Raw genomic sequence first — 20,173 nt, 5'->3', positions numbered from 1 at the left:
GGAGACCAGCATGACCCAATATCCCTTCACCGCCGCGGATCTCGAGGCGCTGCGCCAGTGGGACACGCCCACCATCTGCAATGCGCTCGAGATCGTGTCGCCGGAGCGCCGTGGCTACGGCTTCACCGTGCGGCCGATGACCGCGGTGGACCCGAAGCTGCCGCCGATCTGCGGCCTGGCGCGTACCGGGACGCAGCGCGCGGCGTTTCCCTCGGGGCGCGGCAAGGACGTCGACAAGGCGATGCGCATCGCCTGGTATGAGTATGTCGCCGATGCGGCCATGCCGACCGTGGTCTGCCTGCAGGACCTGGATGACACCCCCGGCGTCGGCGCCTTCTGGGGCGAGGTGAATTCGGCCGTGCATCAGGGGCTCGGTGCGCAGGGCGTGGTGACGAACGGGTCGGTTCGCGACCTCGACATGTTCGCGCCGGGTTTCCAGGGTATCGCCGGGGTGGTGAACCCGTCGCATGCCTATGTGCACATCGTCTCGCTGAAGGGCGAGGTGACGATCCACGGCATGCAGGTGAAGCATGACGACGTGGTGCATGCCGACCGGCACGGTGCCGTCGTCATCCCGCATGACGTGGTGACCAAGATTCCGGCCGCGATCGACCTCGGCGCGCGGAAGGAGAAGGTCATCCTGGACATGGTGAAGACGCGCGGCTTCAACATCGAGAAGCTGAAGGAAGCCCTGTCGAAGTCCGAGGATATTCACTGAGCTGATGCGCGCGCCGCTCTGTCACGTCCTGCCCGGGTGGGTCGACCACTACGGGCACATGAACCTCGCCTACTATCTGGTGGCCTTCGATCTGGCGACGGACGCGCTATGGCCGTCGCTGGGGCTGGGCAAGGCATTCCGTGAGAAGGGCCTCGGCACCTTCGCCGCGGAATCCTGGCAGGCCTATACGCGCGAGGTGACAGAGGGCGCGCCGCTGGCCTTCGACAGCGAGGTGCTGTCCTTCGATGCGAAGCGCCTGCTGTGCCGGCACACCATGTTCCACGCCAACGAAGGCTGGCAGGCGGCGGAGAATGAGGTGCTGTATCTCTGCGTGGATCTCGAGGCCCGGCGCGTGGGCGCCTGGCCGCGGGACGTGCTGGACCTGTTCGCGGCCCGCGCGACCGGTGCCGCGGCGAAGCGGCTGGCGCTGAAGCGCTGACATCGCGGCGGCGACACCGATCCGCTGTCGCCCATTCCAGCAAAGCGCGCATGGGTCGGGAAAAGACCATGTGCTGCGGACGGATCCACCCTCGCGCCCCACGATGTTCCCGGGCGGCGGGGCGATCCGCGTCAACGCCGCCCGTGGTCTTTGGCAGGAGGGCATGCATGCGGATCGTGGTGGTTGGCACGGGCACGATCGGCGCGGCCGTGAAGCAGATTCTGGAAGAGCACGGCCATGGCGTCGTCACGGTCGGGCGCAGATCCGGCGATCTCCAGGCCGACATGACCGATGTGGAATCGCTGCGCGCGCTGTTCGCGGGGCTCGGCTCCTTCGATGCCGTGGCGAGCGCCGCGGGCGACGTCTTCCCCGCACCCCTGGCGCAGGCGAGCGACGCGCAATGGGCGGATTCGATTGCTGCGAAGGGCATGGGGCAGATCAATCTCGTCCGCGCCGCCCTGCCGGTCATCGCGGATGGCGGTTCCTTCACGCTCATCTCCGGCGTGCTGACCGATGAGCGCATCCCCGCCGGGACCATCGGGACGACCGTCAATCACCTGGTCGAAGGCTTCGTGAAGGGCGCGGCCAGCGAATTGCCGCGCGGGCTGCGCATCAACTGCGTCAGCCCGACGGTCCTTGCGGAATCCCCGGGCTACCATCCCTATTTCGCCGGCTTCACGCCCGTCGCGGTGCGGGAGGTCGCGCAGGCTTATCTGCGCGCGATCGCGAACCCCATAACCGGCCGCATCCTGAAGCTCCACCGGACCGATGGCTGACGGGAGGGGGCGCCGCGACCCGGCGGCGGGCCGTCGCGGCTAGTTCAGCCGCTCGCGGATGCGGGCGATGCCGGCTTCCGCGCATTGGTCGTCCAGGTGACCGCCGGGCGATCCATCGACGCCGATCGCGCCGACCACTTCGTCCCCCACGCGGATCGGCAGGCCGCCGCCGACGATCAGGAAGCCCTCGACATCCGCGAGGCGCGAGGCACCGGGATTGGTGCGGACCGTCTCCAGGATCTGGCTGGTATTCGCGCGCATGCTGACCGCCGTATAGGCCTTGGCCTGGGCTGCGGAGACGGTGTGCGGACCGGCGCCGTCCGCGCGCAGCAGGGCCTTCAGCACGCCGGACCGGTCCACCACCGCGGCGGTGACGCGGTGGCCGCGGCCGGCGCAGGATTCCACGGCGGCGGCCACGGCCTCGGCCGCCAGCGCCGCGCTGATGCTGCGTTCCGTCACCAGGCCCTGGGCGAGGCTCGGCAGCGGCGACAGGACAAGGCTGGTCAGCAGGAATAGGCGGCGCATGCGGCACCCCTCGGGGCGGTTCGGATGGCTGAGTCTCGCACGCAGAGACGGCGCACGAAAAGAGGGGTTCAGGTGACGTGCCGCACGACGCCCCCCACCACCGTTGCCATGACGCAGGTCTGCCGGACCGCGGCCGGATCACAGGTCAGGATATCCGTGTCGAGCACCGCGCAATCGGCGAGCTTGCCGGATTCGAGCGATCCCTTCTCGGCCTCCTCCCGCTGCGCCCAGGCGCCGAGGGTGGTGTAGGCGGCGAGGGCCTGGAGCGGCGTCACGGCCTCCGACGCATCGAGATCGGCGCCGGTCTGGGTGCGCCGCGTGACCATGGCGCCCATGGCGGTAAAGGGGTTCACGCGGCAGACGGCGAAGTCGGAATGGCCGGGTGCGGGCACGCCGGCGGCGATCAGGCTGCGATGCGGCCACATATGGCGCATGGCGTCCTGGCCACGATTGGCGACATAGGCCTCGCCGAGTTCGTCCATGAAGCCGGTCGCGGAGGAATCGACGAAGCCGCCCCGCTTCAGGCGTTGCAGGATCGCGGGCGTGACGTTGCAACAATGCTCGACCCGCATGCGGTGATCGGCGACGGGACGGGCGGCGAGCGCCGCTTCCATCACGTCCAGCGCGAAATCGATGCCGCGATCGCCGACGCCTTCCATCATCACCTGAAGGCCGGCCTGGTGGGCGGCGGTGGCGCGCCGGGTCAGGTCTTCCTTCTCGTAGAGCAGCATGCCGCAGTTTGGCACGGGTTCGCCCGGGATCGGCGTGCCGACATAGGGATCCCAATAGGCCGCCGTTCGCCCTGAGGTGGAACAGTCCGGGCACCATTCCACGCCGATCAGCCGCAGCCATTCATCGCCGAAGCCGGAGCGGATGCCGGCGCCGATCAGATGCGGCACGAGCGGTTCGTCGCGGCCGGATGCGATGATGCCGAGCCGCATGCGCAGCAGCCCCTCGCGGCGCATCATCTGGAAGGCGCGGATCGCCTGGGTCGGGGTCAGCGCATTGGCGACGGAGGTGATGCCGTGGCGCAGGCATTCGTCCTGCACCTGCTCCATGCCCTCGGCGATCTCACGCTCGGTGTCGCCGGCATGCACGGCGGCGAGGAAGATCTGCGCGGCGGTCTCGCGCACCTGACCCGTGAAGGCGCCGGTCGCGTCGCGGCTGAAGGCGCCGAAGGGGGGGTCAGGTGCGTCGCGCGCGATGCCGCAGGCGGCGAAGGCGGCACGGTTGGCGACGCCGATATGCTGGTCGGTGCGCAGGATGAAGACGGGATGGCCGGCACTCGCCAAGTCAAGCTCGTCGAGCGTCGGATAGCCGCCGCTGGCGCGCTCGTTCAGCCGGTAGAAGGCGCCCCAGCGGCCGGGTGCCAGGCCTTCGCAGACGCGGCGGATTGTGGCCAGCAATTCGTCGCGCGTGCCCACCCGATCGGGCGAGACCAGCGTCCAGTTGCGCAGCCGCACCGCATAGGCATCCGGGTGCGCGTGGCTGTCCACGATGCCGGGGATGACGCGGCGGCCTTCCGCATTCAGCACGCGCGTGCCGGGGCCGATATGGGCGCGCATCGCATCGCTGCTGCCGATGGCGACGATGCGGCCGTTGACGGCGGCGAAGGCCTGCGCCTCGGTGCCGGCGGCGTCCATGGTGGTGACGCGGCCGTCGAGCAGGACGAACTCAGCGTTCATGCCGCCGCGCGGTCCATATGGTCGCGCAGGCGGTACCAGCTTCCGACGATGGGCAGGAACCAGTTGGGATTGCCGTTGTAGAACGGCATGGTCGGGACGTTCAGCCCGTCCAGTGCGAAGCCCTCATTGTCCGCGCCGGCGATCTTCAGCGCGGCGCGATGGCCGAGCCAGGTCGCCATGGCCACCCCCGAACCCTGGCAGCCCGCCGCGTAATGCACCCCGTCCTGCACGCCGATATGCGGCAGGAAGTCGAAGGTGAAGGCGACATTGCCCGTCCAGGCGTGGGTCAGGCGGACGGATTTCAGCTCCGGGAAGACGGCGGTCATGAAGGCGTGCAGCACCGGGGCGGCGGCCTCGGGCGCCGTGGGCGCGAAGCTGGCGCGGCCGCCCCACAGCACCCGGTTGCCGTAAGGCGAGGGGCGGAAATAGTTCAGCACCCGCCGCGTGTCGCTGATCATCCGTCGCCCGGGAAACAGGCGGTTCATCGTCTCCTCGGGCAATTCCTCGGTGGCGATGATGTAGGACCCGACCGGGATCATGCGCTTCGCCAGCCATGGCATCGCAGCATGGCCATGCGTGTCGCGCGAATAGCCGTTGGTCGCGACCAGCACCGCATCGGCGCGTAGCGGGCCGCGATCGGTGGTTAGGCGGAAGCCCGACCCGTCGCCGGCGATGCCGCCGACGCGCACGCCATCGACCAGGCGGGCGCCGGCGCGTTCGGCAGCGTCCGCCAGGCCACGGGCATATTTGCCGGGGTGGAGGCTGCCGGCGGCCTCGGCGATCATGCCGCCATGGTAGTGGTCGCTGCCCAGCGCCTCATGCTGCTGGCCCTTCGGCACCATGCGCGTCGGCATGCCGGTCATCTCGGCGATGAAATCGGCGCGGGCGGCAAGGCCGTCATAGTGCTTCGGCGTCCAGGCCGGGGTGAAGCGGCCGCAGCGGATGTAGTCGCAGGCGATGCCCTCCCGCGCGATGGTCTCCTCGATGAAGGGGAAGGAGGCGGCGGCGGCCTTTGCGATGGCCCGCGCTCCCTCGGCGCCATGCTGCTTCTCGAGCGCCCCCGAGGCGACCTTCAGCCCGCCCGAGACCATGCCGCCATTGCGCGAGGAGGCGCCCCAGCCGATCCGCTCGGCATCCAGCACGGCGACATCATGGCCGAGGCGCCGCAGGGTCAGCGCGGCGGACAGCCCGGCATAGCCGCCGCCCACCACGGCGACCCCGGCATGGTCGGGCAGGGCGCTGTCGCGATGGGGCGGCTCGGCCGCCTCCCACCACCAGGGAGTTGTCTTGAAGCTTGGTGCGAAGACGGCATCCGCAGAGGTCATTGCCCGAACAGCCTGCCCATGGTGTGATTTGCGCGGGAGAGTTCACGCCGGAGCGGCGACAACGGCAAGTGGTCGCATGCCCGTTGATGCATCGGGGATGTGTTGCGTCATGCGCGCGGCACGGGACGTGCATTGCCTGGCGCAGTGAGGAGAGACGGTTATGCAGAGCTTTCAGCAGGATTGTGTCGAACTGGCCTTGCGCAAGTTCCGGCGTGGAGAGGTCGACCGGCGCACGCTGCTAGCCGGTCTCGCTGCCCTCGGCGTAGGCAGCTTCGCCAGCGATGAGGCCGCGGCGCAGGCGGCCCGCAAGCTCGTCATGGTGAACTGGGGCGGCCTGGCCAACCAGGGCTTCGGCAATTTCTACGGCGCGCCCTTCGCCGCGGCGAATCCGGGCTGGACCGTGGAGCAGGACAGCACTGGGCCTTCCGCCGGACGCATCCGCTCCATGGTGGAAAGCGGGCGCGTGACCTGGGATCTGTGCGATTCCTCGGCTTCCTCCTCCTTCCTGCTCGGCCGGCAGAACCTGCTCGAGAAGATCAACTACGACATCGTCAAGAAGGAAGACACGCTGCCGGTGGGCTTCGCGCTGGAATACGGCGCGGCGCCGTACTCCTTCAGCTCGGTGCTCTGCTACGACAGCGCGAAATTCCCCAATGGCGGGCCGACCGGCTGGAAGGATTTCTGGGATCTCCAGAAGTTCCCGGGCACGCGCCTGCTGCGGCGCGACGCGACCGCGATGCTCGACGCGGCGCAGATGGCGCTCGGCAAGGATCCGAAGAACCTTTACCCGCTCGACATCCGGGCAACGGTGCGCAAGGTCGCCGACATCCGCCGCAATGCCGTGTTCTGGAGCAGCGGCAGCGAGAGCGAACAGTTCCTGCGCACCGGTGAAGCCGTGATGGGCATCATCTGGCACACCCGCGCGACGGTGCTGCATGGCGAGACCAATGGCCGCATCAAGTTCATCTGGCCGCAGGCGCTGCTGCAGGCGGGCATCATGGTCATCCCCAAGGGCAATCCGGGCGGCGAGGGCGCGCAGCGGCTGCTGGCCTCGATGCTGCACAATCCGGAGCCGCAGGTCGGGCTGCTGACGCTGCTCGGCAACGGGCCGACCAATCCGCGGGCGGCGGCGCTGGTGCCGCAGGATCTGCGCTGGAAGAACCCGACCGACCCCGAGAATGCCCGGGAGCAGGTGGTGATGGACGGCGAATGGTGGGGTGCGAACTACCAGCGCGCCAACGCGGACTACGTCGACGCCATCACCGGCTGAGCGGGACCTCATGCTTCTGGTTGTGAAGTCCGGCGGCCCCTCGGCCGTTCCGGAGTGGGCGGACGCATTCGCGGAGTTCGCCCCGCAGATGGCGGTGCGGTGGTGGGACGATCCCACCGTCGCACCCGAACAGGTGGACTATGCCCTGGTCTGGGACCCCGAGCCCGGGCGGCTGGCCGCCATGCCGAGGCTGAAGGCGATCTTCGGCAGCGGTGCGGGGGTGGACAAGATCCTGCTCGACCCGCATCTGCCGAAGGTGCCGCTGGTGCGTTGCGTGCCGCCCGAAGGGCCGCAGCGCATGGGTGAATTCGCCTGCTGGGCGGTGCTGTCGCTGTGCAAGGATACGCGCGGCTTTGCGCTGGCGCAGGCCGAACGGCGCTGGAAATCCTATGACCCGCCCTTCGCGGCCACCGATCGCACGGTGGGCGTGATGGGCATCGGCGCGATGGGCATCCGCGTCGCGGAGATGCTGCGCGCCCTGGGCATTCCCGTGGTGGGGTGGTCGCGCACGCGCAAGACCATCCCCGGCGTGGAGACCTTCGCCGGCGATGCGGAGCGCGATGCCTTCCTCGCCCGCAGCGACATCCTGATCTGCCTGCTGCCGGCGACCCCGGAGACGGACGGCATCCTCGCCGCGCCGCTCTTCGCGAAGCTGCCGCGCGGGGCGGGGCTGGTGCAGCTCGGCCGCGGGTCGCAGCAGGTGATGGCGGACATCATCGCCGCGCTCGACAATGGGCAATTGTCCGGCGCTGTGCTCGATGTCTTCGAGAAGGAGCCGCTGCCAGCCGAAAGCCCGGCCTGGCTGCACCCGAAGATCATCGTCACGCCGCATGCGGCGAGTTCGCCGAGCCGGCGCGACCGTGCCCGCTACATCACCGCCTGTATCGCCGCGCAGCAGCGCGGCGAGCCGCTTCCCAATCTCTACGATCCAGCGCGAGGTTACTGATGCCCCTCCCGCCGCCCCCGGTGAAGCCGGACCCCAATCACATCCCGACCGAGCAGGAGGTGCGCGAGGACCTCGCCGCCGCCTATCGGCTGATCGCCCTGTTCGGCATGACGGACCTGGTGTTCACGCACCTGTCCGCCCGCCTGCCGGGGGAGGGGCACCGATTCCTGGTGAACCCCTATGGGCTACTGTTCGAGGAGGTCACCGCGAGCAGCCTGGTCGTGGTGGATGCCGAGGGCGAGCCGATGCAGGAGACGAGCTGGCCGGTGAACCCGGCCGGCTTCGTCATTCATTCGGCCGTGCATCGCGAATGTCCGAACGCGATGTGCGTGATACACACGCATACGCTGGCCGGCATGGCGGTCGCCGCGCAGTCCGGCGGGTTGCTGCCGCTGAACCAGATGAGCATCGAGTTCGACGGCAGGGTGGCGCTGCACGACTATGAAGGCGTCGCCGCGGACGACAATCTGTCCGAGCGCGAGCGCCTGGTGCGCGACCTCGGCGACAAGCCCTGCATGATCCTGAAGCATCACGGGCTGCTGACCGTTGGGCTGACGGTCGCCGCGGCGTTCTACTGGATGTATTACCTGGAGCAGGCCTGCCGGATTCAGCTCGCCGCGCAATCCTCGGGTGCGCCGCTCGCCATTCCCTCGGCGCAGGTCGTTCGCCGCACGGCCGCGCAGTTCGGCACGGGGCCGACCAAGGGTTGGCTCCCCTGGCAGGCACTGAAGCGGAAACTCGACCGCGAGCAGCCGGACTACAAGACGTGAGCGAGACCCGCGGGCATGCGCTGACCCTGCGCGAGGTCAGCAAGCACTATGGCAGCTTCACCGCAGTCGATCGCGTCTCGCTGGATGTCGGGCAGGGGGAGTTCCTGACCCTGCTCGGGCCGTCCGGGTCGGGCAAGACGACGATCCTGATGGCGGTCGCGGGCTTCGTGACGCCCAGCGCCGGATCGATCCTGCTGGACGGCTCAGACATCACGCCGCTGCCGCCGGAGAAGCGCAACTTCGGCATGGTCTTCCAGGGCTATGCGTTGTTCCCGCACATGACAGTGGCCGACAACGTCGCCTTCCCGCTGCGCGTGCGCGGCCTGTCACGCGCGGATCGCGACGCGAAGGTGCGGGCGGCGCTGGATCTGGTGCAGCTCGGGCAATTCGCGGAACGCCTGCCGAAGCAGCTTTCGGGCGGGCAGCAGCAGCGCGTGGCGCTGGCCCGCGCGCTGGTCTTCGACCCGAACCTGCTGCTGCTGGATGAGCCGCTCTCGGCGCTCGACAAGAAGCTGCGGGCGGAGTTGCAGGAGGAGCTGAAGGCCCTGCACCAGCGCGTCGGGCGCACCTTCATCAACGTCACCCATGACCAGGAGGAGGCGCTGTCCATGTCCGACCGCATCGCCATCCTGAACCATGGCAAGCTGATCCAGCATGGCAAGCCGCTCGACCTCTACGAACGGCCGCGCACGCGTTTCGTCGCTGACTTCCTCGGCAAGTCGAACTTCCTCGAAGGCATCGCACGGCTGCCGACAGCCCAGGGCTTCACGCTCGAGGCGGGGGGGCTGAACCTCGCGGTGCGCGGGACTGCGCCGGGCGAGGGGGCGCGCTGCCTGCTCTCCTTGCGGCCGGAGAAGATCGGACTGATCGCCGATGGGGCGACGGCGGACAATGTCGTGGAGGGGCACATCCTCGCCTGGGCCTATCTCGGCACCGGCTATTCGCTGAGGGTGGCCACGCCGTCGCTCGGCGAGCTGCGCGTCGCGCTGCCGGCCTGGCAGGCGACGATCGCGCCGTCCGAGGGGCTGGCCGTCCGGCTCGGCTGGTCGGCCGATGCGGCGGTGCCGATCGAGGATGATGCGGCATGAACGACACCGGTCGCGTCAGCGCCGGCTGGTGGCTGCTGATTCTGCCGGCCTTCCTGCTGCTGGTCGCCTTCTACATCGCGCCCATCCTGCAGGTGCTCGCCATCAGCTTCACCGATCCCGAACCGGGCCTCGGGAACTACGAGCGCATCTTCACCTCGGGGTCGGTGCAGCGGGTCATCATGACCACGCTGCGCATCTGCCTGATCACCACGGCGCTGTCGCTGCTGCTGGGCTACGCCATTGCCTATGCGATCACGCTGGCGAGCCCGCGGGCCAAGGGGTGGTGGCTGCTGGCCGTGCTGGTGCCGCTGTGGATCTCGGTGCTGGTGCGCGCCTTTGCATGGGTCACGCTGCTGCGCCGGCAGGGGCTGGTGAACAACTCGCTGATGGGCGCGGGCGTTATCTCGGAGCCGCTGCCGCTCGTGTGGAACGAGTTCGGCATCATCGTCGGCATGGTCCACTACATGGTGCCCTTCGCCGTGCTGCCGATGCTGTCGAGCATGCGGGAGATCGATCCGCGGCTGCTCGCGGCCGCGCGGGGCCTCGGCGCGTCGCGCTGGGAGGTCTTCCGCTCTGTCTTCCTGCCGCTGTCCAAGCCGGGCATCCTGGCCGCGGCGGTGCTGGTCTTCATCTTCTCGCTGGGCTTCTACATCACCCCGGCCATCCTCGGCGGCGGCAAGACGCTGATGGTCGCGGAATGGATCAGCCTGCAGATCCTCGACCTCATCCGCTGGGGGCTCGGAACGATGATGGCGACGATGCTGGTGGTGGCGATACTCGTCACCCTCGCGGTCTTCTCGCGGATCGTCGATCTCAGGCGCATCTTCGGGTCGGGGGGCTAAGGCGATGGACGGAACCTATCCTGCCGGCGCCTCGCGCGGCCTCGCCTGGGCCACGGCGCTGTATCTGGTGCTGCCGATCCTGATCGTGCTGCCGGTCGCGCTGACCGACCAGCGCTACCTGTCGCTGCCGGAACACGGGATCAGCTTCCAGCATTTCCGCACGGTGCTGACCTCGCCGGCCTGGCTGGGGTCGATCTGGCAGTCCTTCACCATCGCCGTGGCGGCGACGGCGCTGTCGGTCTCGGCCGGCACGCTGTGCGCCATCGGCTGCTGGCGCATCTCGCGCCGCGCGACCGATCTGGTCCGCGTGCTGATGTTGCTGCCGCTGATCATCCCGTCCATCGTCTATGCCATCGGGCTGTACCGGTATTTCGGGCCGCTCGGGCTGCTGGACCGCTTCCTCGGCGTGGTCATCGCGCATGGGGTGACGGGGATTCCCTATGTGATCATCACCGTCTCCACCGCGCTCGCGGCCTTCGATCCGCGGCTGGAGCAGGCGGCGCGCGGCATGGGAGCGTCGCTGTCGCAGACGCTGCGCTGGGTGATCCTGCCGCGCATCGCGCCCGGCATCTTCTCCGGTGCGATCTTCGCCTTCATCCATTCCTGGGATGAGTTGGTGATGGTGCTGTTCATCGCCTCCCGCGATGTCTTCACCCTGCCGCGGCGCATCTGGGACGGCATCAACGAGAACCTCGACCCTGCCATGGCCGCGGTTGCCGTGCTGCTGATCTTCTTTACCCTTCTGCTGCTGCTCGCCGACCGCGCACTGCGGAGGCGCAACGAAGGATAAGCGCCATGTCACGCGCGATGAGTGAGTTCGACCATCGCTACAACATGCTGATCGAGCGGTTCGCGAGCGAGGCCGAACCGCCGTTCCACAGCGCCGCCGAGCAGGAATTCGGCTGGGGCCGCCGGTGGGGCTGCAATTCCGATGTCGGCCGGCTGCGCGTGGTGCTGATGCACCGGCCGGGCGAGGAGCTGAAGGTTCTCGACGGGTTGCCGCTGATCCCGGAGCTCGGCGCCTATGGCGACCCGAAGAGCGGGGCCTATTGGCGCGGGGAAGTCATCCCCCCGCTCGCCGAGCAGCAGGCCCAGCACGACACGCTGGCCGCCGCGCTGCGTGAGGAAGGCGTCGAGGTGGTGATGCTGAACCGCGCCGCCCCCGGCCGTCACAAATCCATCTACACGCGCGATTCCTGCATCGCGGTCGATGGCGGTGCGATCGTCACCCGCATGGGCCCGCGCATCCGCCGGGGGGAGGAACGGCCGGTCACCGAGACCCTCGCCGCGCTCGGCATGCCGATCCTGCGCACTATCGCGGGCACTGGCCTCGTGGAGGGCGGGTCCTTCGCCTATCTCCGCCCGGATGTGGCGGTGATCGGCGTCTCCTCCCGCGTCAATGAGGAAGGTGCGCGGCAGGTCGAGGAGGTGCTCGCCCTCCAGGGCACCCGCCTGATCCGCGTGCAGATCCCGGGATACCGGCTGCACATCGATGGCGCGCTGGTGATGCTCGACCACGATGTCGCGCTGGTGAATCCGGTGATCCTGCCCTTCGTCTTCATGGAGGAGATGAAGCGGCTCGGCATCCGGATGATCCCGCTGAACCACGAGGACCCGTCCTGGGCCATCAACTGCCTCGCCGTCGCACCCGGCCGCGTGCTGATGAGCGACCAGGTCGGCCCGCGCACGCAGGAGGCGTTGGACAAGGCGGGCATCAGCGTGCGGCTCGTGGCCTATGACAAGGTCTACCTCGGCGGCGGTGGCATCCACTGCTCGACCTCTCCGCTGGTGCGCGATCCCGTATGAGCGGGCTGCCCGTATGGCAGCCCAGCATGGTCGGCCGCACGCCCTTCTTCGTCGCCGCGGCTGATCCCCGCTTTCCCTATTGCCTCTATGTCCCGCGACGGCGAGCGCCTGGCCCGGCGCCACTGATTGTCGCGGTGCATGGCAGCGACCGTCGGCCGGAAGTGCTGCGCACTCTGCACGCGCCACTCTGCGACCGCGTCGGCGCCGTGCTGCTGGCGCCGCTGTTTCCGATTGGCAGCGTCGCACCGGATGACGAACCTGGCTATAAGGTCTGCCTGTTCCGCGGGGTGCGTTACGATCACGCGTTGCTCGCCATGGTCGAGGATGCGGCACGGCGCGTGCCGATCGCGACGGACCGCTTCGTCATGACGGGTTTTTCGGGTGGGGCGCAGTTCGCGCTGCGCTTCATGCTGCTGCACCCGCACCGGCTGAGCGCGGTGTCGATTGGCGCGCCGGGCTATGTGACGCTGCTGGACCCGGCGCTGCCCTGGTGGGCCGGGACGGGGAATTTCGTGGCCACGTTCGACCACGAGCCCGACATCGCTGCCATCCGCAAGGTGTCGATCCAGATTGTCATCGGGACGAAGGACACGGCGCTCGACATGATCCCTCTGCCGCAGGGCGATCAGCGGCTGCGGCAGGCCGTCGCGCTGGCAGGCGAGACGCGGATCGCGCGCAGCCTGTCGCTGGAGGCCAGCCTGCGCGCGTCCGGCTGCGATCCGCGGGTGGAGCATGTCGAAGGCGCAGCCCACGCGGTGCGGGACGTCTTCCCCGCCGTGGAGCGCTTCCTCGAGACCTGCTTCCCGGCGTGATGGCGGGGGGCGTGCCGTCTTCCACGCCTTGCGTGGAGGAGCAGCGTTCGACGCCATCCGTTCCGGATGTGACCGGCGTCAGGGTGAGGTTTCCAGAGGCCGTCCTGATGATCCGCCTCATTCCGCTGCTGGAGATCGGAGGGGCTCTGCCCCTCGGAGCCACCCCGCCAGGATGCTGGGCATCGTGGACCGCAATCCGTTGGTATCGGGCGCCGCCGATATGCCGGGCCCGTGAACCGCGCCTATTGCGCGAATGCTGGTATCGGCGCTGGTCCTATCAGCAGTGCACGTCGCCAAGTTGAGGCTTGCAAAGGCCCTTCGGCCTTTGCCGGGGTGGTTGGGAGGGGCGAAAACCCTTCAGCTTCCGCAGCGGAGACAAGCGGGAGGAACAGAGGCCTTTCCGCTCCATTATCAGCCCGGCAGTACGCGCTCGAACGCCACGCCGCGACAGTCCATCTCGTATTCCAGACCTTCCACGGGCGGCCGGCAATCCTGCCAGGTCAGCCCGTGCCGGGCAGCGCCGCGGGCGACGATCTCCTCGCTCAGCGCCGGCGGGAAGGGGTGCACGGTATAGGCCTGCACGCCCGTCGTGTTTGCCCAGCCGAAGCCGAGCAGCCCCATGCGCCGTTCCATCTCGCCGAGGACGTAGCGGCCCTTCGCCAGCATCCCGTCCGCCGAGGTGTCGCCAAAGGCCACGGTGCTCTCGCGATAGGTTGCCTTGCCCTCGATCGATTCCCCGCTGCCGGCGACGACGAAGGAGGGCAGGGCGCCGGCCTCCGGCACCGTATAGGCAAAGGCGTGGAAGGATGGCGTCGCGGGCGGTGCGACGCGCGGGCAGACATTGCTGCGCGCCACCGGGTTGCGGCCTTCGTGCAGCACACCCCATTCGCCGAGCACCGTGGCGTAGCCGCGGTTGAAGCTGGCGAAGCCATCCTCGGTGAAGGGGGCGGGGGAGCGCAGCTCGCAGGCGGCGAAGGCGGTCAGCGGACGGCCGATCGCCGCGAGATACGCCGTGATGCGGCGCCAGCCTTCGGCGAGCGGCACCGGATCGGCGAAGCGCACGCGTTCCAGCCGGAAGCCAGGCAGGGCCGCCACGCCCGCCGAATACTGCATCACCGCGGGGATGTAGCAGTATCCGGCGGTCTCGATCGCGATGGTGCTCACCGCTTGGTCACGCCCCAGAAGACGGGAATGGTGGTCGGGCGCAGGCCCTCGATGGTGCTGCGATAGGCGGCAAGGGTGCGGAACTGCCCGGCATTGATGTAGGGCAGCACCTGCGCGGCACGGGCCTGGACCTGGGTGAGGATCTGCTGGCGCTTGGCCGGGTCGGATTCCGACCACCAGGCGGTGCGCAGGCGTTCGAGCTCCGCGTCGCAGGGCCAGCCGGCAGGAGCGGCGTCGCAGGTCGCGGCGAGATACAGGTTCACCAGCGGGTTCTGCCCGTCGAGGACGTTGGCGATGGTGACGAACAGGTTCCAGCCACCCTGATCCGCCGGCTCGCGCCGGTTGCGCCGCTGGGTCAGCGTCGCCCAGTCCATCGCGACCACATCCATGTTCAGCCCGGCGCGACGCATGTTCTCCGACATGGTCAGTGTCACGGCGTTGTTGGTGGGCGAATCCGTGGCGTTCAGGAAAACCACGCGCTGGCCGTTGTAGCCGGCCTGCTGGAGCAGTTCGCGGGCGCGAGCGACATTGATCTCGCGCAGCCCCTGGGCGCCGGCATCCGATTCCAGCGGCGTGCCGCAGAAGAAGAAGGCAGGGCAGTAGGGCACCTGCTCGGACGGCGCGACGCCGATCGCCTGCAGGTTCTCCTGCTGGTTGACGAGGAACAGCAGCGCTTGCCGCGCACGTTCGTCATTGAAGGGCGGGATGGTGGAATTGGGGCGCAGCCAGACCATCGACCCCACCGGGTTGAGCGCGAAGGTGCGGATGTTGCGGTTGCGCTGGAGCACCGGCAGCACGTCCGGCGTCGGCTGCTCGATGAAGTCGATCTCGCCCGATTGCAGGGCCGCCGCAGCCGTGGCCGGGTCGCTGATGCCGAGCCATTCGACGCGTTCGAGATTCACCACCTTGCCGCCGGCCAGGCCATCCGCCGGTTCGGGGCGCGGGCGATAGGCCGGGTTGCGGACATAGACGGCCCGCTCGCCAGGGAGGAAATCCTGCTGGCGGAAGATGAAGGGGCCCGAGCCGGTCGCGTCGGTGATCGCGACATTGGCCGGCGTGCTCGCGATCCGCTCCGGCATGATGAACAGGGCCGAGGCAGTGGACCGGGCCAGCGCCTCGGGCACCAGGCCGAAGGGGCGATTCAGGACGAGGGTGAAGGTCTTGTCGTCCACCACCTCCAGCGACGCGGTCGCGGCGAGCAGCGCCCGCCCGGCAATGTCGCGCTGCCCCCAGCGGCGGATCGAGGCCACGGCATCGGCCGCGCGCACCGGCTGCCCGTCATGGAAGGCGAGGCCCTCCCGCAGGGTGAAGCGATGCGTCATGCCATCGGCCGAGACCTCGTGCCGGTCGACCATCTGGGGCCGGGCATTGCTCTGGCTGTCGAGGCCGAAGAGCTGGTCATAGACGAAGAAGCCGTGGTTGCGGACGAAGGCGGCGGTGGAGACCACCGGGTCTAGACTCGCCAGCGCATTGACGAGCACGACGCGCATGGTGCCCTGGGGCGTGGTCTGTGCCGGGGCGGGCGCGGGGGCGCCCATCACCGAAAGGGCCGCGGCCGCTGCCGCGAGCATGCCTGTCCTGCGCCGGATCATGGGGGCCTCCCTGGCCTCTGCAAATCGCGGCGATGATGCCACTCGCGGGCGGCTTGTCCAACGCGGCGTCGCGGCCTTGAATGCGGGCATGACCTTTTCCCTCCTCGGCCGTTGCGCGCGCACCGGCCAGTTCGGCGCGGCGGTGACCACGTCGTCCATCGCGGTCGGCACGCGGGTGCCGTTCCTTGCCCCTGGCATCGGCGGCGTGCTGACGCAGCATCGGACCGATCCGCGCCTCGGGCCGCGCGGGCTGGATCTGCTGCGGTCGGGGTGTTCGGCGGAGAACGCGCTGGCGGCGATCGTCGCCTCGACGCCGGACCATCGCTGGCGGCAGGTCGCGGTGATGGACGGGCAGGGCCGCACCGCGCATTTCGACGGGGAGCGGGTGAAGCCCTGCCGCAGCGTCTTCCACGGCACCGATGTCGTGGCGATGGGCAATATCCTGGCGAATGAGGATGTGGCGCCGGCGATGGGCAGGGCCTTCCTGGCCGATCCCGACCTGCCTCTCGCTGAACGGCTGGTGCGCGCGCTGGAAGCGGGCGAGGCCGCGGGCGGCGAGCATGGCGACGTGATGTGCGCGAGCCTCCTCGTCGTCGATCGCGAGGTCTTCCCCTATGTCGATCTGCGCATCGACCATGCGGACGGGCCGATCCCGAAGCTGCGCGCGCTGTGGGAGACCTATGCACCGCTCGCCGATGGCTTCGTGCAGCGGGCCATCGACCCCGAAGACGCGCCGATCATCTGATGGACCCGCTCTTCGATCCCGCCGATTTCCGCATCCCGCCGGGCGTGACCCATGTCTGCGCGGCGGGTGAGACACCCTTCCTGCGCCGCCACGACGCGGCCTTCGCGGCCTATGCCGAGGATAAATCAGCCGGTGCGCCCGGCCGCACGCGGCAGGAGGCGCGGATGGAATCCGCCCGCGCGCGATCGGCGGCGCTGTTTGGCGTGGCGCCGGGCGATATCGGCTTTGTCTCCTCGGTCGCCGAAGGCATGTCGATGGTGGTCGAATCCCTCGACTGGCGCGAGGGCGACGAGGTGCTGGTCGATCCGGACGAGTATCCCTCGGTTGCGGCACCGCTCGCGCAGCGCGGGGTGACGCTGCGCTTCGCGCCCATGCTGGACCCGGAGGCGGTGGCGGCGGCAATCACGCCGCACACGCGCATGATCGCGGTCAGCGCCGTCTCCTTCCTGACAGCCGCCCGTTACGACCTGCCCGCGCTGCGGGGCGTTGCGGACCGCGTCGGGGCACTGCTGGCGGTGGATTTCACCCAAGGGGCGGGGTGGATGCCAATCGAGGCTTCGCTCGCCGATTTCGCCTTCGCGGCGACCTACAAATGGGTGCTGGGCTGCACGGGCGTGGGCATCGGCTTCTGGAACCGGGCGCGGCAGCCGGGTTGGGCGCCGGGCACGGCGGGGTGGCATTCCATCGCCTCGATGGGACGGCCGGACTGGTCGCGACGGCCGGAGCTGCTGCCCGATGCCGGCCGCTTCACCCGCGGCAATCCGGCGCATCTGGGGCTCTATGTCCTGGACGGCGCGCTGGACTACCTGGCGGGCTTCGGCGCGGCGGCGATTGAACGCCATGTCCAGGCGCTCACCGTGCCGATGCTGGCGCGTCTCGCGGATGCCGGCATCCCGTCCACGACGCCGGCCGATCCGCACCGCCATGGCGCGAGCGTCTGCGTGCAAAGCCCCCACGCCGCCGCGATCGTCGCCGGCATGGAACGCCGCGGGGTGCTGGCCTGGAACGGGCGCGGGCGCATCCGCGTCTCCTTCCATGGCTACAACGGCAGCGCCGACATGGAGAGCGCAACCGACGCCCTGATCGCGGAGTGGCGCGCCGCCACGGCTTGACGGCATCCCGCCCGCGCTGTCCCCTGGCCGCCGTCCAATGGAGGAAACCGGGGCATGCGCATCAAGGCAGCCGTTCTCTATCAGCAGGGCCTTCCGCGCCCCTATGCCGACAGCCTTCCGCTGGTGGTCGAGGAGGTCGAGCTCGATCCGCCCGGCGACGGCGAATTGCTGATCGAGGTCGCTGCAGCCGGCCTCTGCCATTCCGATCTTTCGACGATCGAGAACCAGCGCCCGCGCCCGCTGCCCATCGTCATCGGCCATGAAGGGGCTGGCATCGTCCGCGAAGTCGGCCCGGGCATCACCGACCTGAAGCCGGGCGATCACGTCATCACCGTCTTCGCGCCGTCCTGCGGCAATTGCCGCTATTGCGTGCGTGGGCGGCCGAATATCTGCCCGACGGGCAATGCCTTCCGCGGGGCGGGGCAGTTGCCAACCGGGACGCGCCGGTTGAAGCGGTTGGATGGGTCGCCGATCAACCACAATTCGGGATTGTCGCTCTATGCGCAGTATGCCGTGGTGGCGCGGCGCTCCTGCGTGAAGATCGGCGATGACATCCCGCTCGACGACGCGGCGATCTTCGGCTGCGCGGTGATGACCGGGGCGGGCGCCGTGCTCAACACGGCCGGTATCAAGGCGGGCGAGGCGGTTGCCATCGTCGGCCTGGGCGGCGTCGGCATGAATGCGCTGTTCGGCGCGGTCGCGGCGGGGGCGGAGCGCATCATCGCCATCGACACCAATCCGAAGAAGCTGGAACTCGCCAAGCAATGGGGCGCGACGGACGTCTTCCTGGCCGGCAATGACGATTGCGCCAAGGCCGTGCGCGACGCGACGGATGGCGGCGTCGATACGGTGGTCGAGACGGCCGGGTCCATCCCGGCCATGCAGCTCGCCATCGCCATCACCGCCCGCGGCGGGGAGACGATCAGCGCCGGCCTGCCGAACATCAACGCGCAGGTGTCCTATTTCCACGCCGCCATGGTCAGCGAGGAGCGGTCGATCCGCGGATCCTACATGGGGTCCTGCGTGCCGGAGCGGGACCTGCCGCGGCTGCTCGGCCTCTATCGCCGCGGCAAGCTGCCGGTGGACAAGCTGAAGACCAGCCACATCACCTTCGACCAGATCAATGAGGGCTTCGACCTGCTCTCGGATGGCGCGGTGCTGCGGCAGATGCTGCGGCCCAACGCCTGATTTGCGCGGGCGCGCGGGCGTGGCAGTCTGGACGGGATGCTCCCCGCCGCCCAGACTCGCCATCAACGCTCGCGCGGCGGTGCCGCCCTGCGTTTTGCCATGGCGCGCGGCGGGACGCGGCTGGTGGACCTGCACCAGGCCGCGCCGATGCGCATCCTGTTTCCCAATCCGGAAGGCGCGGAACCGCCTCTCGCGGCGCTGGTGAATACGGCGGGCGGGCTCGCGGGCGGGGACGAGGTCTCCATCGCGGTCACGCTCGATGCCAACGCGAACGCCGCCGTATCCACCCCGGCGGCGGAGAAGGTCTATCGCAGCCTCGGGCCTGAGACGCGTATCGCGACGCGGCTCGATGTCGCGAGCGGGGCCACGCTGGAATGGATCCCGCAGGAGACGATCCTGTTCGACGGCGCACGGCTCGATCGCCGCATCGAGGCCGTGCTCGCTCCCGGTGCGCGGCTGATGATGGCGGAGATGCTGGTCTTCGGCCGCCATGCGCGCGGGGAGGCGCTGCAATCGGGCAGCCTGTTCGATTCCTGGCGGGTGCGGCGCGGGGGGCGGCTGCTCTGGGCAGATGGGCTGGCGCTGGCGGAGGATATCCGCGCCCGGCTCGATCACCCCTTCGGCTTCGCCGGCGCCGAGGCCATGGCGACCCTGCTGCTGGCCGACGAGGCACCGCTGGAACCGCTGCGGGAGGCGCTGCGCGAGGCTGGCCACGTCGCGACCATCGCGCGCCCCGGCCTGCTGCTGGTCCGCTGGCTGGGCGGTGCGGCTGCGGTGCGGGATGGGCTGGGCTCGGCGATCCGTTTGGTGAGGTCGCACGCCTTCGGCCTGGCACCCGTTCTGCCGCGCCTGTGGACGTGCTGAGCGGAGACCGGCCATGATGCACTGCCGCGAAGATGACGGGCTGAGGAGCGGACCCTTATGAACCTGACGCCTCGGGAGAAGGACAAGCTGCTGGTGGCGATGGCGGCGATCGTCGCGCGCCGGCGGCTCGAGCGCGGGTTGAAGTTGAACTTCCCCGAAGCCGTGGCCCTGATCACCGATTTCGTGGTGGAGAGTGCGCGCGACGGCCGCTCGGTCGCGGAGCTGATGCGCGATGGCGCGACCGTACTGACCCGCGACCAGGTGATGGACGGCATCGCCGAGATGATCCCGGAAATCCAGGTCGAGGCGACCTTCCCGGACGGCACCAAGCTGGTGACGGTGCACGAGCCGATCCGCGACGCCGTGCCGGCGGGGCGCGCGCGGGCCAAGGCGCCGGCGAAGCCGAAGGCCAAGGCCAAGCCGGCGGCGAAGAAACCCGCCGCGACGAAGGCCGCGCCCAAGGCGGTCGCGAAACCGAAGGCGAAGGCCGCCCCTGCCGCGAAGGC

General features: G+C 69.3%; 20 protein-coding genes and 1 pseudogene. 16 read left to right on the top strand and 5 right to left on the bottom strand.

From position 1 onward, the window contains the following. Positions 1 to 10: 10 nt before the first annotated feature. The 3 genes from KPL78_RS07545 (at position 11) to KPL78_RS07535 (ending at position 1,933) form a co-directional block, all read left to right on the top strand. Complete coding sequence (locus KPL78_RS07545; RefSeq protein ID WP_219762284.1) at positions 11 to 718, top strand: RraA family protein; 708 nt, start codon at positions 11 to 13, stop codon at positions 716 to 718. A gap of 4 nt (positions 719 to 722) precedes the next feature. Next, on the top strand, positions 723 to 1,157 hold the full coding sequence (locus KPL78_RS07540) for an acyl-CoA thioesterase (RefSeq protein WP_219762283.1): 435 nt from the start codon (positions 723 to 725) through the stop codon (positions 1,155 to 1,157). Positions 1,158 to 1,324: 167 nt separating this feature from the next. Then, the gene (locus tag KPL78_RS07535; protein WP_219762282.1) at positions 1,325 to 1,933 is read left to right on the top strand and encodes a short chain dehydrogenase; all 609 of its coding nucleotides are present in this window, start codon (positions 1,325 to 1,327) and stop codon (positions 1,931 to 1,933) included. Positions 1,934 to 1,972: 39 nt separating this feature from the next. Here the strand turns inward: KPL78_RS07535 and KPL78_RS07530 are convergent, their stop codons facing one another. From KPL78_RS07530 to KPL78_RS07520, 3 genes are all read right to left on the bottom strand, one after another. Continuing rightward, positions 1,973 to 2,458, bottom strand: a complete 486-nt coding sequence (locus tag KPL78_RS07530; protein WP_219762281.1) for a GlcG/HbpS family heme-binding protein — start codon at positions 2,456 to 2,458, stop codon at positions 1,973 to 1,975. A gap of 68 nt (positions 2,459 to 2,526) precedes the next feature. Beyond that, the gene (locus tag KPL78_RS07525; RefSeq protein ID WP_219762280.1) at positions 2,527 to 4,143 is read right to left on the bottom strand and encodes an amidohydrolase; all 1,617 of its coding nucleotides are present in this window, start codon (positions 4,141 to 4,143) and stop codon (positions 2,527 to 2,529) included. Further along, entirely contained in the window at positions 4,140 to 5,468 is a 1,329-nt protein-coding gene (locus KPL78_RS07520) for an NAD(P)/FAD-dependent oxidoreductase (RefSeq protein WP_219762279.1), read from the bottom strand. Before KPL78_RS07520 ends, KPL78_RS07525 begins: the two co-directional genes overlap by 4 nt. Positions 5,469 to 5,628: 160 nt before the next feature. Between KPL78_RS07520 and KPL78_RS07515 the strand changes: the two genes are divergently transcribed. From KPL78_RS07515 to KPL78_RS07480, 8 genes are read left to right on the top strand one after another with little or no spacing between them, the layout of a single operon-like run. Continuing rightward, positions 5,629 to 6,738: an extracellular solute-binding protein gene (locus tag KPL78_RS07515; protein WP_219762278.1), complete on the top strand. Its 1,110-nt coding sequence runs from the start codon at positions 5,629 to 5,631 to the stop codon at positions 6,736 to 6,738. A 10-nt stretch (positions 6,739 to 6,748) separates the two neighbouring features. Beyond that, positions 6,749 to 7,684, top strand: a complete 936-nt coding sequence (locus KPL78_RS07510) for a 2-hydroxyacid dehydrogenase (RefSeq protein WP_255568703.1) — start codon at positions 6,749 to 6,751, stop codon at positions 7,682 to 7,684. Next, entirely contained in the window at positions 7,684 to 8,454 is a 771-nt protein-coding gene (locus KPL78_RS07505) for a class II aldolase/adducin family protein (RefSeq protein WP_219762277.1), read from the top strand. Before KPL78_RS07510 ends, KPL78_RS07505 begins: the two co-directional genes overlap by 1 nt. Further along, positions 8,451 to 9,542 carry an ABC transporter ATP-binding protein gene (locus KPL78_RS07500; RefSeq protein ID WP_219762276.1) on the top strand — a complete coding sequence of 364 codons (1,092 nt, stop codon included), beginning with the start codon at positions 8,451 to 8,453 and terminating at the stop codon, positions 9,540 to 9,542. Before KPL78_RS07505 ends, KPL78_RS07500 begins: the two co-directional genes overlap by 4 nt. Further along, positions 9,539 to 10,384: an ABC transporter permease gene (locus KPL78_RS07495; protein ID WP_219762275.1), complete on the top strand. Its 846-nt coding sequence runs from the start codon at positions 9,539 to 9,541 to the stop codon at positions 10,382 to 10,384. Before KPL78_RS07500 ends, KPL78_RS07495 begins: the two co-directional genes overlap by 4 nt. 4 nt (positions 10,385 to 10,388) lie before the next feature. After that, positions 10,389 to 11,174, top strand: coding sequence for an ABC transporter permease (locus tag KPL78_RS07490; RefSeq protein WP_219762274.1), 786 nt, complete (start codon positions 10,389 to 10,391; stop codon positions 11,172 to 11,174). Positions 11,175 to 11,179: 5 nt separating this feature from the next. Beyond that, positions 11,180 to 12,190: a dimethylarginine dimethylaminohydrolase family protein gene (locus KPL78_RS07485; RefSeq protein ID WP_219762273.1), complete on the top strand. Its 1,011-nt coding sequence runs from the start codon at positions 11,180 to 11,182 to the stop codon at positions 12,188 to 12,190. A gap of 26 nt (positions 12,191 to 12,216) precedes the next feature. Continuing rightward, positions 12,217 to 13,002: an alpha/beta hydrolase family protein gene (locus KPL78_RS07480; RefSeq protein ID WP_219762272.1), complete on the top strand. Its 786-nt coding sequence runs from the start codon at positions 12,217 to 12,219 to the stop codon at positions 13,000 to 13,002. A gap of 411 nt (positions 13,003 to 13,413) precedes the next feature. Here the strand turns inward: KPL78_RS07480 and cnbZ are convergent, their stop codons facing one another. Then, positions 13,414 to 14,166, bottom strand: coding sequence for a 2-amino-5-chloromuconate deaminase CnbZ (gene cnbZ / locus KPL78_RS07475; RefSeq protein WP_369412671.1), 753 nt, complete (start codon positions 14,164 to 14,166; stop codon positions 13,414 to 13,416). Further along, positions 14,163 to 15,758, bottom strand: coding sequence for an ABC transporter substrate-binding protein (locus KPL78_RS07470; protein WP_219762271.1), 1,596 nt, complete (start codon positions 15,756 to 15,758; stop codon positions 14,163 to 14,165). The genes cnbZ and KPL78_RS07470 overlap by 4 nt, the downstream gene beginning before the upstream one ends. An 88-nt stretch (positions 15,759 to 15,846) precedes the next feature. Here KPL78_RS07470 and KPL78_RS07465 point away from each other — a divergent pair, with 88 nt between their 5' ends. From KPL78_RS07465 to KPL78_RS07445, 5 genes and pseudogenes are all read left to right on the top strand, one after another. Then, positions 15,847 to 16,503, top strand: a complete 657-nt coding sequence (locus KPL78_RS07465; protein ID WP_219762270.1) for a DUF1028 domain-containing protein — start codon at positions 15,847 to 15,849, stop codon at positions 16,501 to 16,503. Further along, positions 16,503 to 17,615: an aminotransferase class V-fold PLP-dependent enzyme gene (locus KPL78_RS07460; RefSeq protein WP_219762269.1), complete on the top strand. Its 1,113-nt coding sequence runs from the start codon at positions 16,503 to 16,505 to the stop codon at positions 17,613 to 17,615. The genes KPL78_RS07465 and KPL78_RS07460 overlap by 1 nt, the downstream gene beginning before the upstream one ends. 54 nt (positions 17,616 to 17,669) lie before the next feature. Continuing rightward, positions 17,670 to 18,803 (top strand): zinc-dependent alcohol dehydrogenase family protein, encoded by a 1,134-nt coding sequence (locus KPL78_RS07455; protein WP_219762268.1) that lies wholly within the window; start codon positions 17,670 to 17,672, stop codon positions 18,801 to 18,803. 36 nt (positions 18,804 to 18,839) lie between these two features. Continuing rightward, complete coding sequence (locus tag KPL78_RS07450) at positions 18,840 to 19,667, top strand: urease accessory protein UreD (RefSeq protein ID WP_255568700.1); 828 nt, start codon at positions 18,840 to 18,842, stop codon at positions 19,665 to 19,667. Positions 19,668 to 19,724: 57 nt separating this feature from the next. Continuing rightward, positions 19,725 to 20,024: pseudogene (locus tag KPL78_RS07445) on the top strand (urease subunit gamma); the annotation flags it as partial. Between the last annotated feature and the right edge of the window lie 149 nt (positions 20,025 to 20,173).

The organism is Roseomonas alba (genome assembly GCF_019430885.1).
Taxonomy (GTDB): Bacteria; Pseudomonadota; Alphaproteobacteria; order Acetobacterales; family Acetobacteraceae; genus Neoroseomonas; species Neoroseomonas alba.
This window is presented reverse-complemented; position numbering and strand designations above follow the sequence as displayed.